We start from the raw sequence: 15,880 nt of genomic DNA, 5'->3' as shown, positions 1-15,880 counted from the left end.
GAGCGTGATGACCGAGCCAGCGTCGATCGTCACCTGCCGCCGCCTCGAATGGTCGGAAACCGACCCGGCCGACCGGTGGCACTACGGCGCGGTGCTGCGTTTCGTGGAGAGCGCCGAGACGCTGCTGCACCACCGGCTCGGTGTCCCGGACGCCGACTTCCGGCGGATGGTGCGGGTCAACCTCACCGTCGACTACCTCGGATCACTGCACTTCGGCGAGGTCGGGCAGACCACACTCGCGGTGGAACACGTGGGACGCGGCTCCCTGCGGTACGCGTTCAGCGTCGCCCGGGACGGCACCCCGCTGGCGCGCGGCACGCTGACCGTGGTGTGGCTGGACCCGGTGACCGGACGCAGCGGACCGTGGCCGGACCGGCTCCGCACGCTCCTGAGCCGGGGCGGGCCACAGGAGGGCTGACAGATGCGAAGCACGATGGGCTCGATGCCGCTGTCGGTGGGAATGGTCCTGCGCCGCGGCATCGCCATGGGCCCGCACGCGCGGCTCGTCGGCTACACGGCCGCCGGCCGCGACGCGCGGACCTGGCCGGAGCTGGCCGCCCGGGCCTGGCGACTCGCGAACGCACTACCGGCCCTGGGTGTCCGCCCGGGTGACCGGGTCGGCACGTACGCCGGCAACGGTCTGCCCCACCTGGAACTGTGCTACGGCGTACCGCTCGCCGGCGCGGTGCTGCAACCGGTGAACGTCCGGCTGCACGCCGACCAGGTGGCGGCCGTGGTCGCGCACGCGGAGGACCGGGTGATGTTCGTGTCGGCGGCGCTGACCGCGCAGCTGGCGCCGATCCGGCCCACGCTGTCCAGCGTCCGCCGCTACGTGGTGCTGCCCGACGGCACCGAACCCCACCCCGACTTCGCCGACGCCCTCGACTACGAACAACTGCTGGCGGACGCGCCGACCGACGAGCCGGCCGAGGTGGACGAGTGGGCGCCGGCCTGCCTCTGCTACACCGGCGGCACGACCGGCCACCCCAAGGGGGTGGTGTACTCGCACCGCTCGCTGACCCTGCACGCGATGAGCGGCCTGTTCGTCGACTCGTTCGGGATCCGCGAACGGGACGTCCTGCTGCCGCTCACCCCGCTGTTCCACGCGCTGTCCTGGGGCATGCCGTACGCGGCCGCCCTGGCCGGTGCCGGCCTGGTCCTGGCCGGTGCGGACACCGGCCCCGCCACCATCGTGCGGCGGATCCGGGACGAGCGGGTGACCGTCGCGGCCGGTGTGCCGACGTTCTGGCTCGCCGTCGACCAGCTCCGGCCCACCGCCGACGACCTCGCCAGCCTGGACCGGATCCTGTGCGGGGGCGCGGCGATCCCGCAGGAGCTGATCCACCGCTACCACGCGCGCGGGGTGGCGATGCGGCAGGGCTGGGGCATGACCGAGATGTCGCCGTCCGGCAATCTGACCATGGTCCGCCGCCATCTGGAGGACCGGTCCGACGCGGAGCGGCTGGCCCTGCACGCCACCCAGGGCGTACCCACCGCCGGGGTGGAGCTGCGCGTGATCGCCCCGGACGGCGCCGTACTGCCGCACGACGGGGTCGCCGCGGGTGAGATCGAGGTACGCGGGCCCTGGGTCGCCACGTCCTACCACCGGCCTGACGACGACGCGAACAGCACCCGGTTCCGCGACGGGTGGCTGCGTACCGGCGACGTCGGCACCGTCGACGCCGACGGGTACCTGCACCTGATCGACCGGGCCAAGGACCTCATCAAGTCGGGCGGCGAGTGGATCAGCTCGATCGACCTGGAGAACCACCTGATGGACCACCCCGGCGTGGCGCAGGCGATGGTGATCGCGGTGCCGCACCCGACCTGGGGCGAGCGTCCGGCCGCACTCGTCGTGGCCGCCGAGCCGGTCACCGCCCGGACGCTGCTGGCGCACCTGCGCCCCCGGGTGGCGAGCTGGTGGCTGCCCGACGTCATCCGGTTCGTCGAGACGCTGCCCACGACGGCAACCGGCAAGTTCGACAAGGTGGCGGCGCGCGCGCAGTGGCGGGACATCCTCGCCGACGCGGCAGAGACGGCGGGTGGCCGGAAGGAGCAGTCGTGAGTGGATTGTTGGACGGGCGGGTCGCGGTGGTCACCGGCGCCGGCCGGGGCATCGGGCGGGCCACGGCGGTGCTGCTGGCCGGGCACGGTGCCCGGGTGGTCTGCGCCGACATCGACGGCGAGGCGCTGAAGGGCACGGTGGAGCTGCTCGACGGTCTAGGCACGGCGGTCGCGACCGACCTGACCGAGCCCGCGGCGCCGGCCGAGGTGGTCGCCCGGACGGTCGACGAACACGGGCAGCTCGACATCGTCGTCAACAACGCCGGGTACACCTGGGACGGCATCTTCCACAAGATGAGCGACGAGCAGCTGTCCGCGATGCTCGACATCCATTTGGTCGTCCCGTTCCGGCTGCTGCGCGCGGCCGCTCCGGTGCTGCGGGAGGCGGCCAAGCGCGACGCCGCCGAGGGCCGGGAGATCTTCCGCAAGGTCGTCAACGTGACCTCGATCGCCGGCACCATGGGCAACGTCGGCCAGGCCAACTACGCCGCCGCCAAGTCCGCGCTGGTCGGCCTCACCAAGACGCTCGCCAAGGAGTGGGGGCCGCTGAAGATCAACGTCAACGCGGTCGCGTTCGGGTTCGTGGAGACCCGGCTGACCGCGGACGCCGACGAGGGCGGGGCGTTCGCACACGGCGACCGCCGGATACCGCTGGGCATCCCGGGCGCGGTGCGGGAACGGGCCGCCGCCGGCATCCCGCTCGGCCGCCCGGCCACCCCGGCGGAGGCCGCCGGCGGCATTTTCCTGCTCTGCACGCCGTGGTCGAACTTCGTACACGGGCAGGTGCTCACCGTCGCCGGTGGGCAGGCCGAAGGGATGAGCTGAGATGCGCCTGGCCACCATCCGGATCGACGGCGGCACCCGGGCCGCCCGGGTCGACGGCGACCACGCCGTGCTGCTCCCCGCGCCCGACGTCGGCGCGCTGCTCGCCGACCCGAGCTGGCCCGCGCTGACCGGCGGGCCACGCCTGCCCGTCGCCGAACTCGACCTCGCCCCGGTGGTGCCCCGCCCGTCGCAGATCTTCTGCGTCGGGCTGAACTACCGCGCCCACATCATCGAGATGGGCCGGCAGGTGCCGGCCACCCCGACCCTCTTCGCGAAGTTCCCGGCCGGCCTGCTCGGCGCCCGCGACCCGCTCGTCCTGCCGTCGGTCAGTGACCGGGTCGACTGGGAGGTGGAGCTGGCCGTGGTGGTCGGGCGGCCGCTGCGTCGGGGGACCGCCGCCGAGGCGGCCGCCGCGATCGCCGGCTACACGGTGCTCAACGACGTGTCGATGCGCGACTGGCAGGTGCACAGTTCGCAGTGGCTGCCCGGCAAGGCGTTCGAGGCGAGCACGCCGGTCGGCCCGTGGCTGACCACCGTCGACGAGGTCGGCGACGAGCCCGACCTGGAGGTGCGCTGCGAGGTGGACGGCGAGGTGATGCAGCGGGCCCGTACCGGTGACCTGCTCTTCGGACCGGCCGAGACGATGGCGTACGTCAGCCGGTTCACCACCCTGCGGCCGGGTGACCTGATCGCCACCGGTACGCCCGGCGGTGTCGGCAACGCCCGCGACCCGAAGGTCTTCCTCCGCCCGGGGCAGGTGCTCCGTACCAGCATCGAGGGCCTCGGCGAGTGTGTGAACGAGTGCGTCAAGGAGACCGGATGAACGCCGACGAGGTCCGTGACCGCAACGCCGAGCTGGACGACCGGATCCTGTCGACCGTCGATTCGGTGCATCCGGGCCGGCTGCACGTACTGGAGGCGAAGCCGGACGGCGTGGAGGCCTGGAGCGCGGCGATGGTCCTCGCACACGTCGCCGAGTTCTCCCGGTTCTTCGCCGACGAGCTGCGCCGCTTCCTCGCCGACCCGGCCGCCCCGGTGGGGCGTACCCACGAGCATCCGGAACGGCTCGCCGCGGTCGCCGCCGCGGGCAGCCGCTCCCTCGACGACCTGCGTGCCGACCTCACCGCCGCGTTCGCGAACCTCGCCGCCGCGCTGGACGCGGTGCGGGACGACCACCTGACCATGGTCAGGGTGAACCGGCGCTACGGCCCCGAGCCGTTGACCGCGTTCCTGGACCGGTACGTCCTCGGGCACAAGCAGAGCCACGCCGAGCAGCTCGCCGACCTGGTCGAGGAGGCACGATGAGACTGTCCGACGTGGCGGTGCCGATCGGATTCGCCTGGTCGTCGCCGTTCTGCCGCTGGCAGGGGCCGCTCGCCGGGATGTCCAGCGTCGACCTGCTGGTCGACGTCACCAACCGGGCACTCGGCGCGCGCGGTTTCGACATCGCGGAGGTGACGCAGGTGGCGCTCGGCACCACCGTGCCGCAGCCGGCCTCCTTCTACGGGGTCACCACCGTCACCCCGCGTCTCGGGCTCGACGGGGTCACCGGCCCCACCGTCGCCCAGGCGTGCGCCACCTCGGTCGCCGTGCTGCAGGCCGCCGCCGTACAGGTCGAGCTCGGCGCGCACCGGACGGTGCTCGCGCTGACCACCGACCGCACCAGCAACGGTCCGCTGATGGTCTGGTCGGCGCAGGACACGCCCGGCGCCGCGCCGGTCACCGAGCACTGGGTGCTCGACCCGATGCGGCACGATCCCAACACCGGTGAATCCATGCTGGACACCGCGGAGCACGTCGCGGCCGAGGAGGGTTACCCGCGCGCCGAGATCGACGCGGTCACGCTGCTGCGGTACGAGCAGTACCGGGCGGCCACGGCGCGGCGGCGCGGTCACCTGGTCGAGGTGCACGTGCCGGGCCGACGCGGCGACACCGTGGTCGCCGACGACCAGGGTGTGCACGACACGACGGCCGAGGGCCTCGCCAAGCTCTCTCCGTTGCGTCCGGACGGCGTGGTGACGTACGGGTCGCAGACCCATCCGGCCGACGGCGCCGCCGGCCTGGTGGTCACCACCGTGGAACGGGCCCGCGAGCTCGGCGGCGGCACGGGCGTCGCCCGGCTGCTCTCGGTCGGGTTCGCCCGTGCCGAACGGGCCCGGATGCCCACGGCGCCGGTACCGGCGGCCCGGGCCGCCCTCGCCGCCGCCGACCTCGACATCGGCTCGGTCGACGTGGTGACCACGCACAACCCGTTCGCCGTCAACGACCTGTACTTCTCCCGCCAGACCGGCTTCCCGCTCGACCGGATGAACCCGTACGGCTGCAGCCTCGTCTACGGCCACCCGCAGGGGCCCACCGGCATGCGGGCGGTGGCCGAACTCGTCGCCGCCCTGCACGCCCGGGGCGGCGGCCGGGGCCTGTTCACCGGTTGTGCGGCCGGCGACACCGCCGGCGCGGTCGTGGTGGAGGTGACCGACCGATGACGTCCTTCGACACCTCGGTGGTCGGGCGCTGGAGCGACGACCACTGGTTCGAGGTGACCGCCGCCGGCGTCGCCGCCTACGCCGGGGCGGTCGGCGGGCCCTCCCCGGTGTACGCCGTCGTACCGGCGATGGACCTCGTGTTCGCCGTGGCCGGTACGGCCGCGTCGGAAGAGCTGCGGGCCCGGGTGGTGCACGGCCAGCAGGACATGTTCTTCCACCAGCCGCTGCCGGAGAACAGCCGGGTGGCGGTACGCGCCGCCGTGGTCGGCCTGCACGGCAAACGCAGCGGCACCGTCGCCACCATCGGCGTACAGACCCGCGGTGTCGACGGCGACCTGCTCAACGAGCAGTACGTCACCGAGTTCTACCGGGGCGTGCCGACGGATCTCCGGCTCGGTGTGCCCGCCCCCGCCCTGCCGGCCGACCCGCCGGCCGGCGAGCCGGTCCGGGTCGGCACCGTCGCGCTCCCCGTGGACCTTCCGCGCCGGTACGCCGCCGCCTCCGGTGACCACAACCCGATCCACCTGGACGACGCCACCGCCCGGGCGGCCGGGCTGCCCGGGGTGATCGTCCACGGCCTGGCCCTGCTCGCCCTGGCCGGGCACACCGTGTTGCCCGCCGGGGCCGGCGTGACCCGGCTCAGCTGCCGCTTCACCCGTCCGATCAGTCCCGGCGACGCGCTGACCACCCGGGTCTGGGCACACGGGGACGGGTACCGGTTCGAGAGCCGGGACCGGGCCGGCGCCCCGGTGTTGGGCGCCGGCCTGGTCGAGCTGTGACATGACCATCAACTGTCGTCTGTCAATGTGCCGTCATTGGGAGCAGCTCGTACCGTTGAGGGTGAACTGGGTCGGCGTCGGGTTGCTGCCGCTGTAGGTGCCCTGGAAGCCGAAGGTGGCGCTGGCCCCGGGCGCGATGGACGCGTTGTACGAGACGTTGCGCGCCGAGACCTGGGTGCCGGACTGGGTGACCTGCGCGTTCCACGCGTTGGTCACCTGCTGGTTGCCCGACCAGGTCCACTGGACCGTCCAGCCGTTCACCGCACCGGTGGCGGTGTTGGTCACCGTCACGCTGGCGGTGAAGCCGTTGCCCCAGCTGTTGGCCGTGTAGCCGACCCGGCAGGTGGCGCCGCCCGGCGGTGGGGTGGTCGTGGGCGGTGGCGTGACCGGCGGTGTCGTCGTGGGCGGCGGCGTGGTCGGCCGGGTCGTCGGCGGCGTGGTCGGACCGCCGGTCAGCCCGAAGAACTGGATCGCCGCCAGCGCCATGCCGCTCATCGGCAGGCTGTGGCCGGCACCGTTGACGGCGATCGCCTCGACGAGCGTCGTGCCGCCGCTGGTCCACCGTCGGCGGTTCCAGCCCGACTGGGGCGTGTCGGTGGACGTCGGGTTGAGGCTGAGGCCGTGCACGTTGGTCCACTGGTCGACCGACTCCTGGAGCAGCTGATAGGGGACCAGGGTGTCGTTGGTGCCGTGCCAGAGCTGGATCGGCGGGCGGGGGCCGGAGTAGCCCGGGTACGCCTGCCGTACCGCGTCGCCCCACTGCTGTGGGGTCCGGTCCATCCGGCCGTTGGTGCACTGGCTGGCGCCGGGCGGGTAGTCGGCCGCGTTGGCAAAGCAGTTGAAGGGCACGCCCATGAACGACGCGCCGGCCTTGAACAGGTCCGGATAGAGGGCCAGCATGTGCTGGGTCATCATGCCGCCGGACGAGCTGCCGGTGGCGTACACCCGGTTGGGGTCGCCGCCGTACTGCCGTTGCACGTAGTTCACCATCGAGGCGATCGACACCGGATCGCTGCCGCCGCCGCGCCGTTTGGCCGCCGCCGACCAGGTGTCGAAGCAGTTGCCGAACCCGGCCTGCTGGGTGGCGCTGGGGTAGATGACGACAAACCCGTACCGGTCGGCCAGCGAGGCGAACTCGCTGCCCGAGTAGAAGCCCGGGCCCGAGCCGCCGCAGCCGTGCATCGCGACGACGGTCGCCGGACTGGCCGGACGGTTGTCCGGTACGTAGACGTGCATGCGCATGCCACCGGGATTGTCACCGAACCCGGTCACCTCGACCAGCGACGCCGCCGCGGCCGGGGACGACAGCGCGACCACCCCACCTGCGGCCACGAGCGCCGCGGCGGCGAGCCCAACGAGCGCGGCGCGTCGTGGACGCGCACCCAACATATTGATAGTCATCATTTTTGTAAGCTAGCAACTACAGCGACGATCGTCAATAAAGTGTATGCCTTTGCCGAGCCGGGCGGACCGACGTCCCCCGCCCCGCCGGGCCCACGCCACCCCGCACCGGAGGCCGGGCCACGGCGACCGGGAGCGGACCCGGGTCGACCCCGCTTCGGGGCGCCGGCGAGCACACCGGCCACCAGCAGGGACGAAGCGGATCGTTGACTTTCATACGACGACCGTCCATAGTGACTGTCATCGATAGATGTGGGCTGCGGGGCGGCGCCTGACCACCTGACCGGGCAACGGGTCGTCAGGCGAACGCCCGCACGCCCGGAACCTCTTCTCACAAATGTCGATCACCGACAGATGGAGCTGCGCGATGTCCATGCACAAGCTCACCCTCGGGCCCGTCGCGGCTGCGGCGACGCTCCTTCTGGCCGCCGCCGGCGCGATGCTGAGTGGGGGACACGGCACGACCGCGTCGGCCGCCGACGTCGGCGTCCTCGCGGCGACCGCAGGGTGCGGCAGGGCCCCGACCCTGGCCAACGGGACGCACACCATCCAGAGCGGTGGCATGAACCGCTCGTTCATCCTGCGGCTCCCCGACAACTACAACAACAACCAGCCCTACCGGTTGGTCTTCGGATTCCACTGGCTGAACGGTTCGGCCAACGACGTCGCCTCGGGTGGGAGCGACGGGGCCGCCTGGGCCTACTACGGGCTCCACCGCCTGGCGAACAACAGCACGATCTTCGTCGCTCCCCAGGGCCTCAACGCGGGCTGGGCCAACTCCGGGGGCCAGGACCTGACCTTCGTCGACGACATGGTCAGGCTGCTCGACGGTGCGCTGTGCATCGACACGACCCAGCGCTTCGCCACCGGTTTCAGCTACGGCGGCGGGATGAGTTTCGCGCTCGCCTGCGCCCGACCGACGGTCTTCCGCGCGGTCGCGGTACTGGCCGGAGCCCAGCTCAGCGGATGCAACGGCGGCACCCAGCCGATCGCGTACTTCGGGGTGCACGGCATCAGCGACTCGGTCCTCAACATCTCCCAGGGGCGGTCACTGCGCGACAGGTTCGTCACCAACAACGGCTGCACGCGACAGAACCCGCCCGAGCCGGCGCAGGGCAGCAGGACCCACACCCTCACCACCTACACCGGATGCCGCGCCGGATACCCGGTGGTCTGGGCCGCCTTCGACGGAGACCACACGCCCACTCCGGTGGACGGGTCCTCCAGCCCGAACGGCTCCCGGACCTGGGTCCCGGCGGAGACCTGGAGATTCTTCACCCAGTTCGAGGGCACCTCGCCGACCACGCCACCGACCACCCCGCCCACCACCACACCGACCACGACCCCGCCGACCAACCCGCCCACCACCCCACCGCCGGGAACCGGCGCCTGCCGGGTCACCACCACCATCAACAGCTGGAACACCGGCCTGACCGAGAGCATCACCATCACCAACACGGGCACCACCGCGATCAACGGCTGGTCCCTGGTCTTCACCCTGCCCGGCGGCCAGACCATCACCAGCGGCTGGAACGCCGCCTACTCCCCCACCTCCGGACAGGTCACCGCCCGCAACGCCGCCTACAACGGCACGATCGCTCCCAACGCGTCGGTGAGCATCGGCTTCCAGGCCACCCACAGCGGCAACACCGCCAGGCCGACCTCGTTCACGCTCAACGGCGCCACCTGCACCACCGCCTGACCGGCGGGCACCGAGGCCAGCCCCAGGGCGTGGCCGACCCGCTCCGCACCGACTCCGGCCCGACCCGGCATCCGCCGGGCCGGGCCGGTCGCGTGGGTGCCCGTTCCGCCGACCGGGTGACAGCGCCAACCCGGCCCTGACGGATCCGACACAGCCGACAGGGCCGCACCCACTCGTTGTGCATAGACAGTCACGAATGAAAGAATGTCGTACCGGAGAGGGAGCGCGCGAGGATCGGCAGACACCCGAGGGCCCGCTCCGGCAGACCAGGTCCGAGAGTCGGAGCTCACCGGATCGAAGGAGGTCGGCCCGATGCCGTTGTCGTCACCCCGGTCGGCGTACCGCCCGGGGTCCGCACACCAGCCGGACCGGCCCTCGCCGCGGGCTACGGTGAGCGCCGCAACCGCCCTTCTCCTCGTCACCGCCGGCGTCGTTCTGACCGGCGGACCGGCCGACGCGAGGACGACGCCGGGCGGCAACATCTCCACCGCCAGCCCCGCGACCGACCCCCAGGTGGTCCTGACCAGCCCGACCGACGGGAGTCACCTCGTGTCGGTGTGCGCGGTCCGGCTCAGCGCCGACGCCAGCGTCCCGTCCGGAACGATCGACCGGGTCGAGTTCCACCTCAACAACCAGCTCGTCGGCAGCGACGCCAGCGCGCCGTACGAGACACAGGTTCCGCCCGACCACCCGGCCCTCCGGGGAAGCAGCGCAAGCGGCCTGCGGCACACCGCGTACGCCCGGGTCGTCACCCCCACGGCGACCGCCGACTCGACGCTTGTCCACTTCGGACAGGCACCGATCCCGCCGGCGCTCATGGTGATCGCGTGCCCGTCGCGGGCACAGGTGGCCGAGGGCAGCACCACGACGATGACCTTCGTGACAGTCTGCCTCGGCACCCCGGGCCTGAACCTGACGGTGACCGGCGACACCGGGGTCAGCGTGACACCGACCGTCCTGCCACCGGGCCACCGGGAGAACTCGGTCACCGTCGTCGCCGCTCCCGGCAGCGCCGGTGCCACCGCCCGGGTCACCGCCAGGGCCGATGCCGCCAACTGCATGCCGGGCTCGGCTTCGGTCACCGTCGGGTCCTGACGTCGGGCGGCGACACCCCGGGCGAGATGAACGGGCCGGGATGAACGGGGCGGGATCAGCGGGGCGAGGGTCAGCGGGGCGGGGTGAGCCGGGCGGAGAGAGCCGGGCGGGGTGAGCCGGGCGGATCCGGAACCTGAGCAGGAACGCCGGCCCTGACCGGCTGGCCCGACCTACGCCCGCCGGCCGGCCGAACGGACAACGGACGCAACAGCATTGACACGTTTCGCTGTTCTGTTCGAAACTTATCAATGTCGACATCCGTGATCATCGATCGCTGTCGTCGCCCATCACCCCAACCCGGAAGGAGGCCCTAGTGATCATCAGCTCGGGCCGCTCAAGAATCCGTTCGACGGTCGTCGTGCTGGCGGCAGCGGCGCTCGCGGTCGGTGGAGCAGTGTCGGTAGTAGCGGAGTCCACGACCGCCGAGGCCGCCGCCGGCGACATCGTCCTGGCCGCGTCGACCGTCGAGGACGAGGGCGCCGACTGCCCGGTCTCCCCGCCCGGCTCGCTGCCGACCGGCTCACGACTCCCCGACCCGTTCCGGAAGTTCGACGGCACGCGGATCACCAGCAAGGCCGACTGGCGGTGCCGTCGGGCGGAGACCAGGGAACTGGCCGAGCGGTACGTCTACGGCGACAAGCCCGCGAAGCCGGCCACCGTCACCGGTACGGTCTCCAGTTCCAACATCACCGTGAACGTGTCGCAGAACGGCCGGAGCGCGAGCTTCTCGGCCGGTGTCCAACTGCCCAGCGGCACCGGTCCCTTCCCGGCGGTCATCGTGCTCGGCGGATTCGGGGCTGACACCGCCACCATCCGGTCCGCCGGCGCCGCCGTCATCAGCTACGACCCGCTCGCGGTCGGGCGCGAGGGCACGCCCCGGAACAACAAACAGGGCGCGTTCTACAGCATCTACGGCAACACCAGCAGCACCGGCCTGTTGATGGCCTGGGCCTGGGGAGTCAGCCGGATCATCGACGTCATCCAGCAGTCGGGCGGCAACGTCCTCCGGATGGACGTGGGCGTCACCGGCTGCTCGCGGTACGGCAAGGGTGCCTTCACCGCCGGCGTGTTCGACCAGCGGGTCGCGTTGACCATGCCGATCGAGTCGGGCAGCGCCGGTGTCCCCGCCTTCCGGGCGATCGCCGGGGAGAGCGGTGCTCAACCGCTGAGCAGCGCCTACGGCGAGCAGCCGTGGCTCGGCGACGCGTTCAGCTCGTACACGGGCAACCCGAACGGGCTGCCGGTGGACACCCACCAGATGGTCGGCATGGTGGCGCCACGAGGGCTGTTCATCATGGAGAACCCGCACGTCGACTGGCTGGCCTCCCGGTCCGGCAGTGTGGCTGCGCTGGGCGGCGCGGAGATCTACAAGGCGCTCGGTGCGGGTGAGAACATCAGCTACTGGTCCGACGTGCAGGACGGCACGCACTGCGCGTCCCGGACCGAGTGGCGTACCCCGCTGCAGCAGAACATCCAGAAGTTCCTGCTGAAGACGGGTAACGCGGCCGGCGTCTTCCGGATCTCCAGCCGCAAGGCCGGCAACCTGGCCGAGTGGCGGGACTGGACCACGCCGACCCTGGCCGACGGCCCGACCACGCCGCCGACCACCCCGCCCACCTCCGGACCGACCACCCCGCCGGCCACGCCGCCGACCGTGGCACCGACAACCACTCCGCCCGCGGGCGGTGCCGGCTGCACGGCGTCGGTGACGACGAACCAGTGGACGGGCGGATTTGTCGCCACGGTACGGGTCACCGCCGGCTCCTCGGCGGTCAGCGGCTGGACGGTGGCGCTGACCCTGCCCGCCGGCTCCAGCGTCACCAACTCCTGGAACGTCAACCGCAGCGGCACCAGCGGCGCGGTCCAGTTCAGCAACGTCGGCTACAACGGCTCGATCGCCGCTGGCCAGTCGACCGAGTTCGGCTTCCAGGGCAGCGGTACCGGCTCGGGGCTGAGCCCCACCTGCACGGCCAGGTAGTCCGGCGGCTCTTCCCGGGCCCGGTGTGGCGGCTCACCGCCACACCGGGCCCGGCCGGTGCGGGTCGGTGACCCGCCGTCCGGAGCCGACGACGAAGCCGTGGTCGGTCGGGGTTCCGACCCGGTTGTGGCAGAGCCGGGCTGTTGTACCGTCGCGTCGTGCTGCTGGACGAGCTCGACCGGGTGCCGTGGGCGGAACTCAGGCACGCGTACGGCACCGCCGACGACGTACCCGAGCTGCTGCGCCGGGTCGCCGGGCCGGACGAGGAGGACGCGGTCCAGGCGTTGTACGAACTGCGGGCCAGTGTGCTGCACCAGGGCAACGTCTGTTCGGCCACCGCCCCGGTGGTGCCGTTCCTGGGGGCGTTGCTGGCCGACCCGGCGACCACGTTCCCGGACGGCATCGCGCACCTGCTCGGCGACATGGCCGACATCGTCGACCCGGACAACCCGGTGCTGGCCGCGCTCCGCGCCGCGGTGACCGCCGAGGTCGACCGGCTGTTGCCGCTGCTGACCGCCGCTGAGCCGTGGACCCGGCTGACCGCCGTCTTCGCGCTCGGACACTGCCCGGGCCGGGCCGGCGACATCCTGCCGGCACTGCACCACCGGTGGGCGGGGGAAGCCGATCCGCAGGTCCGGGGTGGCCTGGTGATCTCGGCGACCGCACTGGACCCGGACACCGCGCTGCTCGGCGAGGCGCTCGCCGAGGACCAGCCGGCCCCGGTACGCGCCGCGGCCGCACTGGCCGCCGCCCGCCGCGCCGGCCCGTGGCCCGGTACGCCGGCGGTCGCGGCGGTACGGGCCGGCTGGACGGACGGCGACCCCTGGTTCGACCGCAGCTCCGACGTGGACGGGTACACCGTCGGCCCGTACCTGTGGAACTGGGATCCGATCGAGGACCTGCTCGACCGTCTCGGCCCCGCCGACCGGCCGGACGTGGTCGCCGCGCTGCTCGCCTCCACCGACCCGGCGGTCCGGGAGAAGGCGGCCCAGTACGCCGAACCCGCCCCGGCCGACTGACCAGCCGATCCCGGATCCGGAGCCCCGCCGCCCCGGCGGTCAGAGGTGGGTGCGGACCCACTCGGCGAGGATCCTGGCGCAGCCGTCCACCGACTCCTGCCAGGTACCGGCCGCCGACTCGTCCGCGTCGTCGCTGACCTGCTTCACCAGCCGGACGGGTACGCCGAACCGCGCGGCCGTCGACGCCACGGCGTAGCCCTCCATGTCGACGAGCTGCGCCTGCTCGGCGAGCCGGACCCGGGCCGCCTCCTCGGCGACGAACAGGTCACCGGTGGCCAGCACCGGACCGTCACCGGCCAGGGTCACCGGGGCGCCGACGGTCAGTCCGGTCAGGGTACGGAGGAAGTCGGTGTCCAGGTCGTGCTGGATGACCCGGCCCACCTCGTGCAGCCCGGTCCAGCCGGGCCGCAGCGCCCCGGCGGTACCCAGGTTGACCACGGCGGAGGGCAACGGCCCCCGGGCGAGGGTCGCCGCCAGCGCGAAGGTGGCGTTGACCTTCCCCATCCCGGTGACCAGCACCGGCAGGCTCCGGTCGAGGTACGCCGCCTCCTCGGCGAGCGCGACGACCAGCAGCGGCCGGTCCGGGGTCAGCTCTCCGGTCAGTTCCACGGCGGCATGTTATCCAGGGTCCGGCCACCGCCGGCGGTCACGTACCGGCCGGGTGGACCGGCACACATCCAGCGCACCGGCACGCGTCGCCCGGCTGGAGCCGCTACCGGTACGCCCGCTCCTGGAGCCGGTACAACTCGGCGTAGCCGCCCCCGGCCGCCATCAGTTCGGCGTGACCGCCGAGTTCCGCCACCCGCCCGTCGGCCAGTACCACGATCAGGTCGGCCATCCGGACGGTGGTGAACCGGTGCGAGACCAGCACGGTGACCGCACCCTGCCGGGTGGCCGCCCGGACCTGGGCCATGAAGTGCTGGAAGAGCTCGTGTTCGGCGATCGGGTCCAGTGCGGCGGTCGGCTCGTCGAGCACCACGGCCAACGGTGGGCGGTCGCCGCTGACCTCCCGCATCAGGGACCGGGCGAGGGCGAGTCGCTGCCACTGGCCGAGCGAGGGTTCGACCCCGTCGAAGGTCGCCCCGAGCTGGGTGTCGAGCCCGTCCGGCAGTCCGGCGACCACCTCGGCGGCGTCGGCCCGGTCGACCGCCGCCCGGATCGTACGCCGGTCCCGGACGTGCCGGACGCTGCCGACGCCGACGGTCTCCGAGGTGAGCAGTCGGAGCCGGGCGAAGTCCTGGAAGACCCCGGTCAGCCGGGTCCGCCAACTGGTGACGTCCAGGCCGGTAAGTGGCCGCTGGTCGACTGTGATCGTCCCGGAGGTCGGCCGGTAGATGCCGGTGAGCAGCTTCACCAGGGTCGACTTGCCGGCGCCGTTGGCACCGACGACGGCGACCGTGCTGCCGGCGGGCAGGTGCAGGCTGACGTCGTGCAGCACGTCGTGATCGGCCCCGGGGTATCGGAAACGTACGTCGTGCAGGCTGATGCCGCCGGTCAGCGCGGCCGGCGCCGGGTCGCCCGGACGGTCCTCCTGGTCGGCGTAGCGTCGCAGCCACCAGTAGTTCTCCACCACCTGGCCGGCCTGGGCGACGGTGCTCAGACTCTCCAGGACCGTGTGCAGCTGGCTCTGCAACTGGGTGGCCAGCGTGATCACCATGACGGCCGCGCCCACCGTCGTCCGGCCGTCGGCGATCAGATCCGCGACCACCACCAGCGCCCCCGCCAGGGCGACCGTGTAGAGCAGCCAGGCAGCACCCTGGTACGCCGCGCCGCGTAGCCGGGCGTGGGTCTCCCGCGTTGCGGCCGCCTCCCACGACGCGGTCGCCCGCCGGTTCAGCATCTCGCCGCTGCCGGCGAGCATCACCTCCTTCGCCGGCTCCGGCTCGACGCAGAGTTCGTGCAGCCGCCGCTCGTGCCGGAGGAGTTGGGTGGCGGCGTCGCGGGCCTCGCGCAGCAGCCGGTCGGCCCGCCGGTTGGCCAGGAAGAGCGGTACGGCGAGCAGGGCCAGCGGGCACAGCGCCGGGCTGACCCAGGCCAGCAGGCCGATGGTGACCGCGAGGCTGAGCAGGGCGGCGGTGGCGTTCAACACCGACCAGGGCATCGACGCCAGCGACCAGGAGTTCTGGAACAGCCGGTTCCACCGGTCGACGTACGGCCCGTGCTCCACGTGGGTGATGGTCGGGATCGACGAGACCCGGCGCTGGGTCTCCTCGTTGAGGTCCCCCTTGGTCCGGTTGGCGAGATAGATCATCAGGTTGCTCTGGATCCGGCCGGCGCCGGCGGAGAGCCCGAACGCGGCGGCGCCCAGCGCGACCGCGCCGACCACGCCGGCGAGCTGCCGGTTGGCGGTGTGGTCGACGAGCCACCGTTGGCTCAGCCCCAGCGCGGCGATCACACCCGCCTGCCCGGCGGTCAGCGCGCACAGGATGGTGGCGGCCCGCCGGTCGGCCCGGAGAGCCGTCCGGGTGACGTGGCGCAGCAGCCGGTACCAGTCCCTCATCGTCGCTCCCGGGCGGTCATCGCCGCTCCCGGCG

Annotated in this window: 14 protein-coding genes; 11 read left to right on the top strand and 3 right to left on the bottom strand. The window is 72.6% G+C overall.

Features of this window, described 5'->3' with window-relative positions; translation table 11 throughout:
* The first annotated feature begins 7 nt into the window (after positions 1-7).
* Genes V1633_RS04065 through V1633_RS04035 form a run of 7 tightly spaced genes read left to right on the top strand, consistent with a single transcriptional unit; the run spans position 8 to position 6,151 of the window.
* Positions 8-418 carry an acyl-CoA thioesterase gene (locus V1633_RS04065; RefSeq protein ID WP_331212788.1) on the top strand — a complete coding sequence of 137 codons (411 nt, stop codon included), beginning with the start codon at positions 8-10 and terminating at the stop codon, positions 416-418.
* Positions 419-421: 3 nt separating this feature from the next.
* The gene (locus V1633_RS04060; RefSeq protein ID WP_331212787.1) at positions 422-2,065 is read left to right on the top strand and encodes a long-chain-fatty-acid--CoA ligase; all 1,644 of its coding nucleotides are present in this window, start codon (positions 422-424) and stop codon (positions 2,063-2,065) included.
* Complete coding sequence (locus tag V1633_RS04055) at positions 2,062-2,889, top strand: SDR family NAD(P)-dependent oxidoreductase (RefSeq protein ID WP_331212786.1); 828 nt, start codon at positions 2,062-2,064, stop codon at positions 2,887-2,889. The genes V1633_RS04060 and V1633_RS04055 overlap by 4 nt, the downstream gene beginning before the upstream one ends.
* Before the next feature lies 1 nt (position 2,890).
* The gene (locus V1633_RS04050) at positions 2,891-3,712 is read left to right on the top strand and encodes a fumarylacetoacetate hydrolase family protein (protein WP_331212785.1); all 822 of its coding nucleotides are present in this window, start codon (positions 2,891-2,893) and stop codon (positions 3,710-3,712) included.
* Positions 3,709-4,194: a maleylpyruvate isomerase N-terminal domain-containing protein gene (locus V1633_RS04045; RefSeq protein WP_331212784.1), complete on the top strand. Its 486-nt coding sequence runs from the start codon at positions 3,709-3,711 to the stop codon at positions 4,192-4,194. Before V1633_RS04050 ends, V1633_RS04045 begins: the two co-directional genes overlap by 4 nt.
* Positions 4,191-5,372, top strand: coding sequence for a thiolase family protein (locus V1633_RS04040; RefSeq protein ID WP_331212783.1), 1,182 nt, complete (start codon positions 4,191-4,193; stop codon positions 5,370-5,372). Before V1633_RS04045 ends, V1633_RS04040 begins: the two co-directional genes overlap by 4 nt.
* Positions 5,369-6,151 (top strand): MaoC/PaaZ C-terminal domain-containing protein, encoded by a 783-nt coding sequence (locus tag V1633_RS04035; RefSeq protein ID WP_331212782.1) that lies wholly within the window; start codon positions 5,369-5,371, stop codon positions 6,149-6,151. The genes V1633_RS04040 and V1633_RS04035 overlap by 4 nt, the downstream gene beginning before the upstream one ends.
* Positions 6,152-6,184: 33 nt before the next feature.
* Here V1633_RS04035 and V1633_RS04030 read toward each other — a convergent pair whose 3' ends face one another.
* Positions 6,185-7,555, bottom strand: coding sequence for an extracellular catalytic domain type 1 short-chain-length polyhydroxyalkanoate depolymerase (locus V1633_RS04030; protein WP_331212781.1), 1,371 nt, complete (start codon positions 7,553-7,555; stop codon positions 6,185-6,187).
* Between the two features lie 364 nt (positions 7,556-7,919).
* On the opposite strand from V1633_RS04030, the gene V1633_RS04025 reads away from it, so the two are divergent.
* From V1633_RS04025 to V1633_RS04010, 4 genes are all read left to right on the top strand, one after another.
* On the top strand, positions 7,920-9,254 hold the full coding sequence (locus V1633_RS04025; RefSeq protein WP_331212780.1) for a cellulose binding domain-containing protein: 1,335 nt from the start codon (positions 7,920-7,922) through the stop codon (positions 9,252-9,254).
* Positions 9,255-9,644: 390 nt separating this feature from the next.
* Positions 9,645-10,349 carry an Ig-like domain-containing protein gene (locus tag V1633_RS04020; protein WP_331212778.1) on the top strand — a complete coding sequence of 235 codons (705 nt, stop codon included), beginning with the start codon at positions 9,645-9,647 and terminating at the stop codon, positions 10,347-10,349.
* A 313-nt stretch (positions 10,350-10,662) separates the two neighbouring features.
* The gene (locus V1633_RS04015; RefSeq protein WP_331212777.1) at positions 10,663-12,327 is read left to right on the top strand and encodes a glucuronyl esterase domain-containing protein; all 1,665 of its coding nucleotides are present in this window, start codon (positions 10,663-10,665) and stop codon (positions 12,325-12,327) included.
* A 158-nt stretch (positions 12,328-12,485) separates the two neighbouring features.
* A complete protein-coding gene (locus V1633_RS04010; RefSeq protein ID WP_331212776.1) occupies positions 12,486-13,346 on the top strand; it encodes a HEAT repeat domain-containing protein in 861 nt (286 codons plus the stop codon).
* Between the two features lie 39 nt (positions 13,347-13,385).
* On the opposite strand, the gene V1633_RS04005 is transcribed toward V1633_RS04010, so the two are convergent.
* Positions 13,386-13,955 carry a nucleosidase gene (locus tag V1633_RS04005; RefSeq protein WP_331212775.1) on the bottom strand — a complete coding sequence of 190 codons (570 nt, stop codon included), beginning with the start codon at positions 13,953-13,955 and terminating at the stop codon, positions 13,386-13,388.
* Between the two features lie 103 nt (positions 13,956-14,058).
* Positions 14,059-15,846: an ABC transporter ATP-binding protein gene (locus tag V1633_RS04000; RefSeq protein ID WP_331212774.1), complete on the bottom strand. Its 1,788-nt coding sequence runs from the start codon at positions 15,844-15,846 to the stop codon at positions 14,059-14,061.
* Positions 15,847-15,880: the final 34 nt, after the last annotated feature.

The sequence above is a fragment of the Plantactinospora sonchi genome (assembly GCF_036422035.1).
Classification (GTDB): Bacteria; Actinomycetota; Actinomycetes; order Mycobacteriales; family Micromonosporaceae; genus Plantactinospora; species Plantactinospora sonchi.
The sequence above is the reverse complement of the archived record's forward strand: the minus strand, read 5'-3'. Positions and strand labels throughout refer to the sequence as shown.

Excerpts from the sequence above, each read along its gene's own strand:
- V1633_RS04030 (WP_331212781.1), bottom strand. The coding sequence starts at position 7,555 with ATGATGACTATCAATATGTTGGGTGCGCGTCCACGACGCGCCGCGCTC.
- V1633_RS04040 (WP_331212783.1), top strand. The coding sequence starts at position 4,191 with ATGAGACTGTCCGACGTGGCGGTGCCGATCGGATTCGCCTGGTCGTCG.
- V1633_RS04045 (WP_331212784.1), top strand. The coding sequence starts at position 3,709 with ATGAACGCCGACGAGGTCCGTGACCGCAACGCCGAGCTGGACGACCGG.
- V1633_RS04065 (WP_331212788.1), top strand. The coding sequence starts at position 8 with ATGACCGAGCCAGCGTCGATCGTCACCTGCCGCCGCCTCGAATGGTCG.
- V1633_RS04050 (WP_331212785.1), top strand. The coding sequence starts at position 2,891 with ATGCGCCTGGCCACCATCCGGATCGACGGCGGCACCCGGGCCGCCCGG.
- V1633_RS04025 (WP_331212780.1), top strand. The coding sequence starts at position 7,920 with ATGTCCATGCACAAGCTCACCCTCGGGCCCGTCGCGGCTGCGGCGACG.
- V1633_RS04000 (WP_331212774.1), bottom strand. The coding sequence starts at position 15,846 with ATGAGGGACTGGTACCGGCTGCTGCGCCACGTCACCCGGACGGCTCTC.
- V1633_RS04060 (WP_331212787.1), top strand. The coding sequence starts at position 422 with ATGCGAAGCACGATGGGCTCGATGCCGCTGTCGGTGGGAATGGTCCTG.
- V1633_RS04035 (WP_331212782.1), top strand. The coding sequence starts at position 5,369 with ATGACGTCCTTCGACACCTCGGTGGTCGGGCGCTGGAGCGACGACCAC.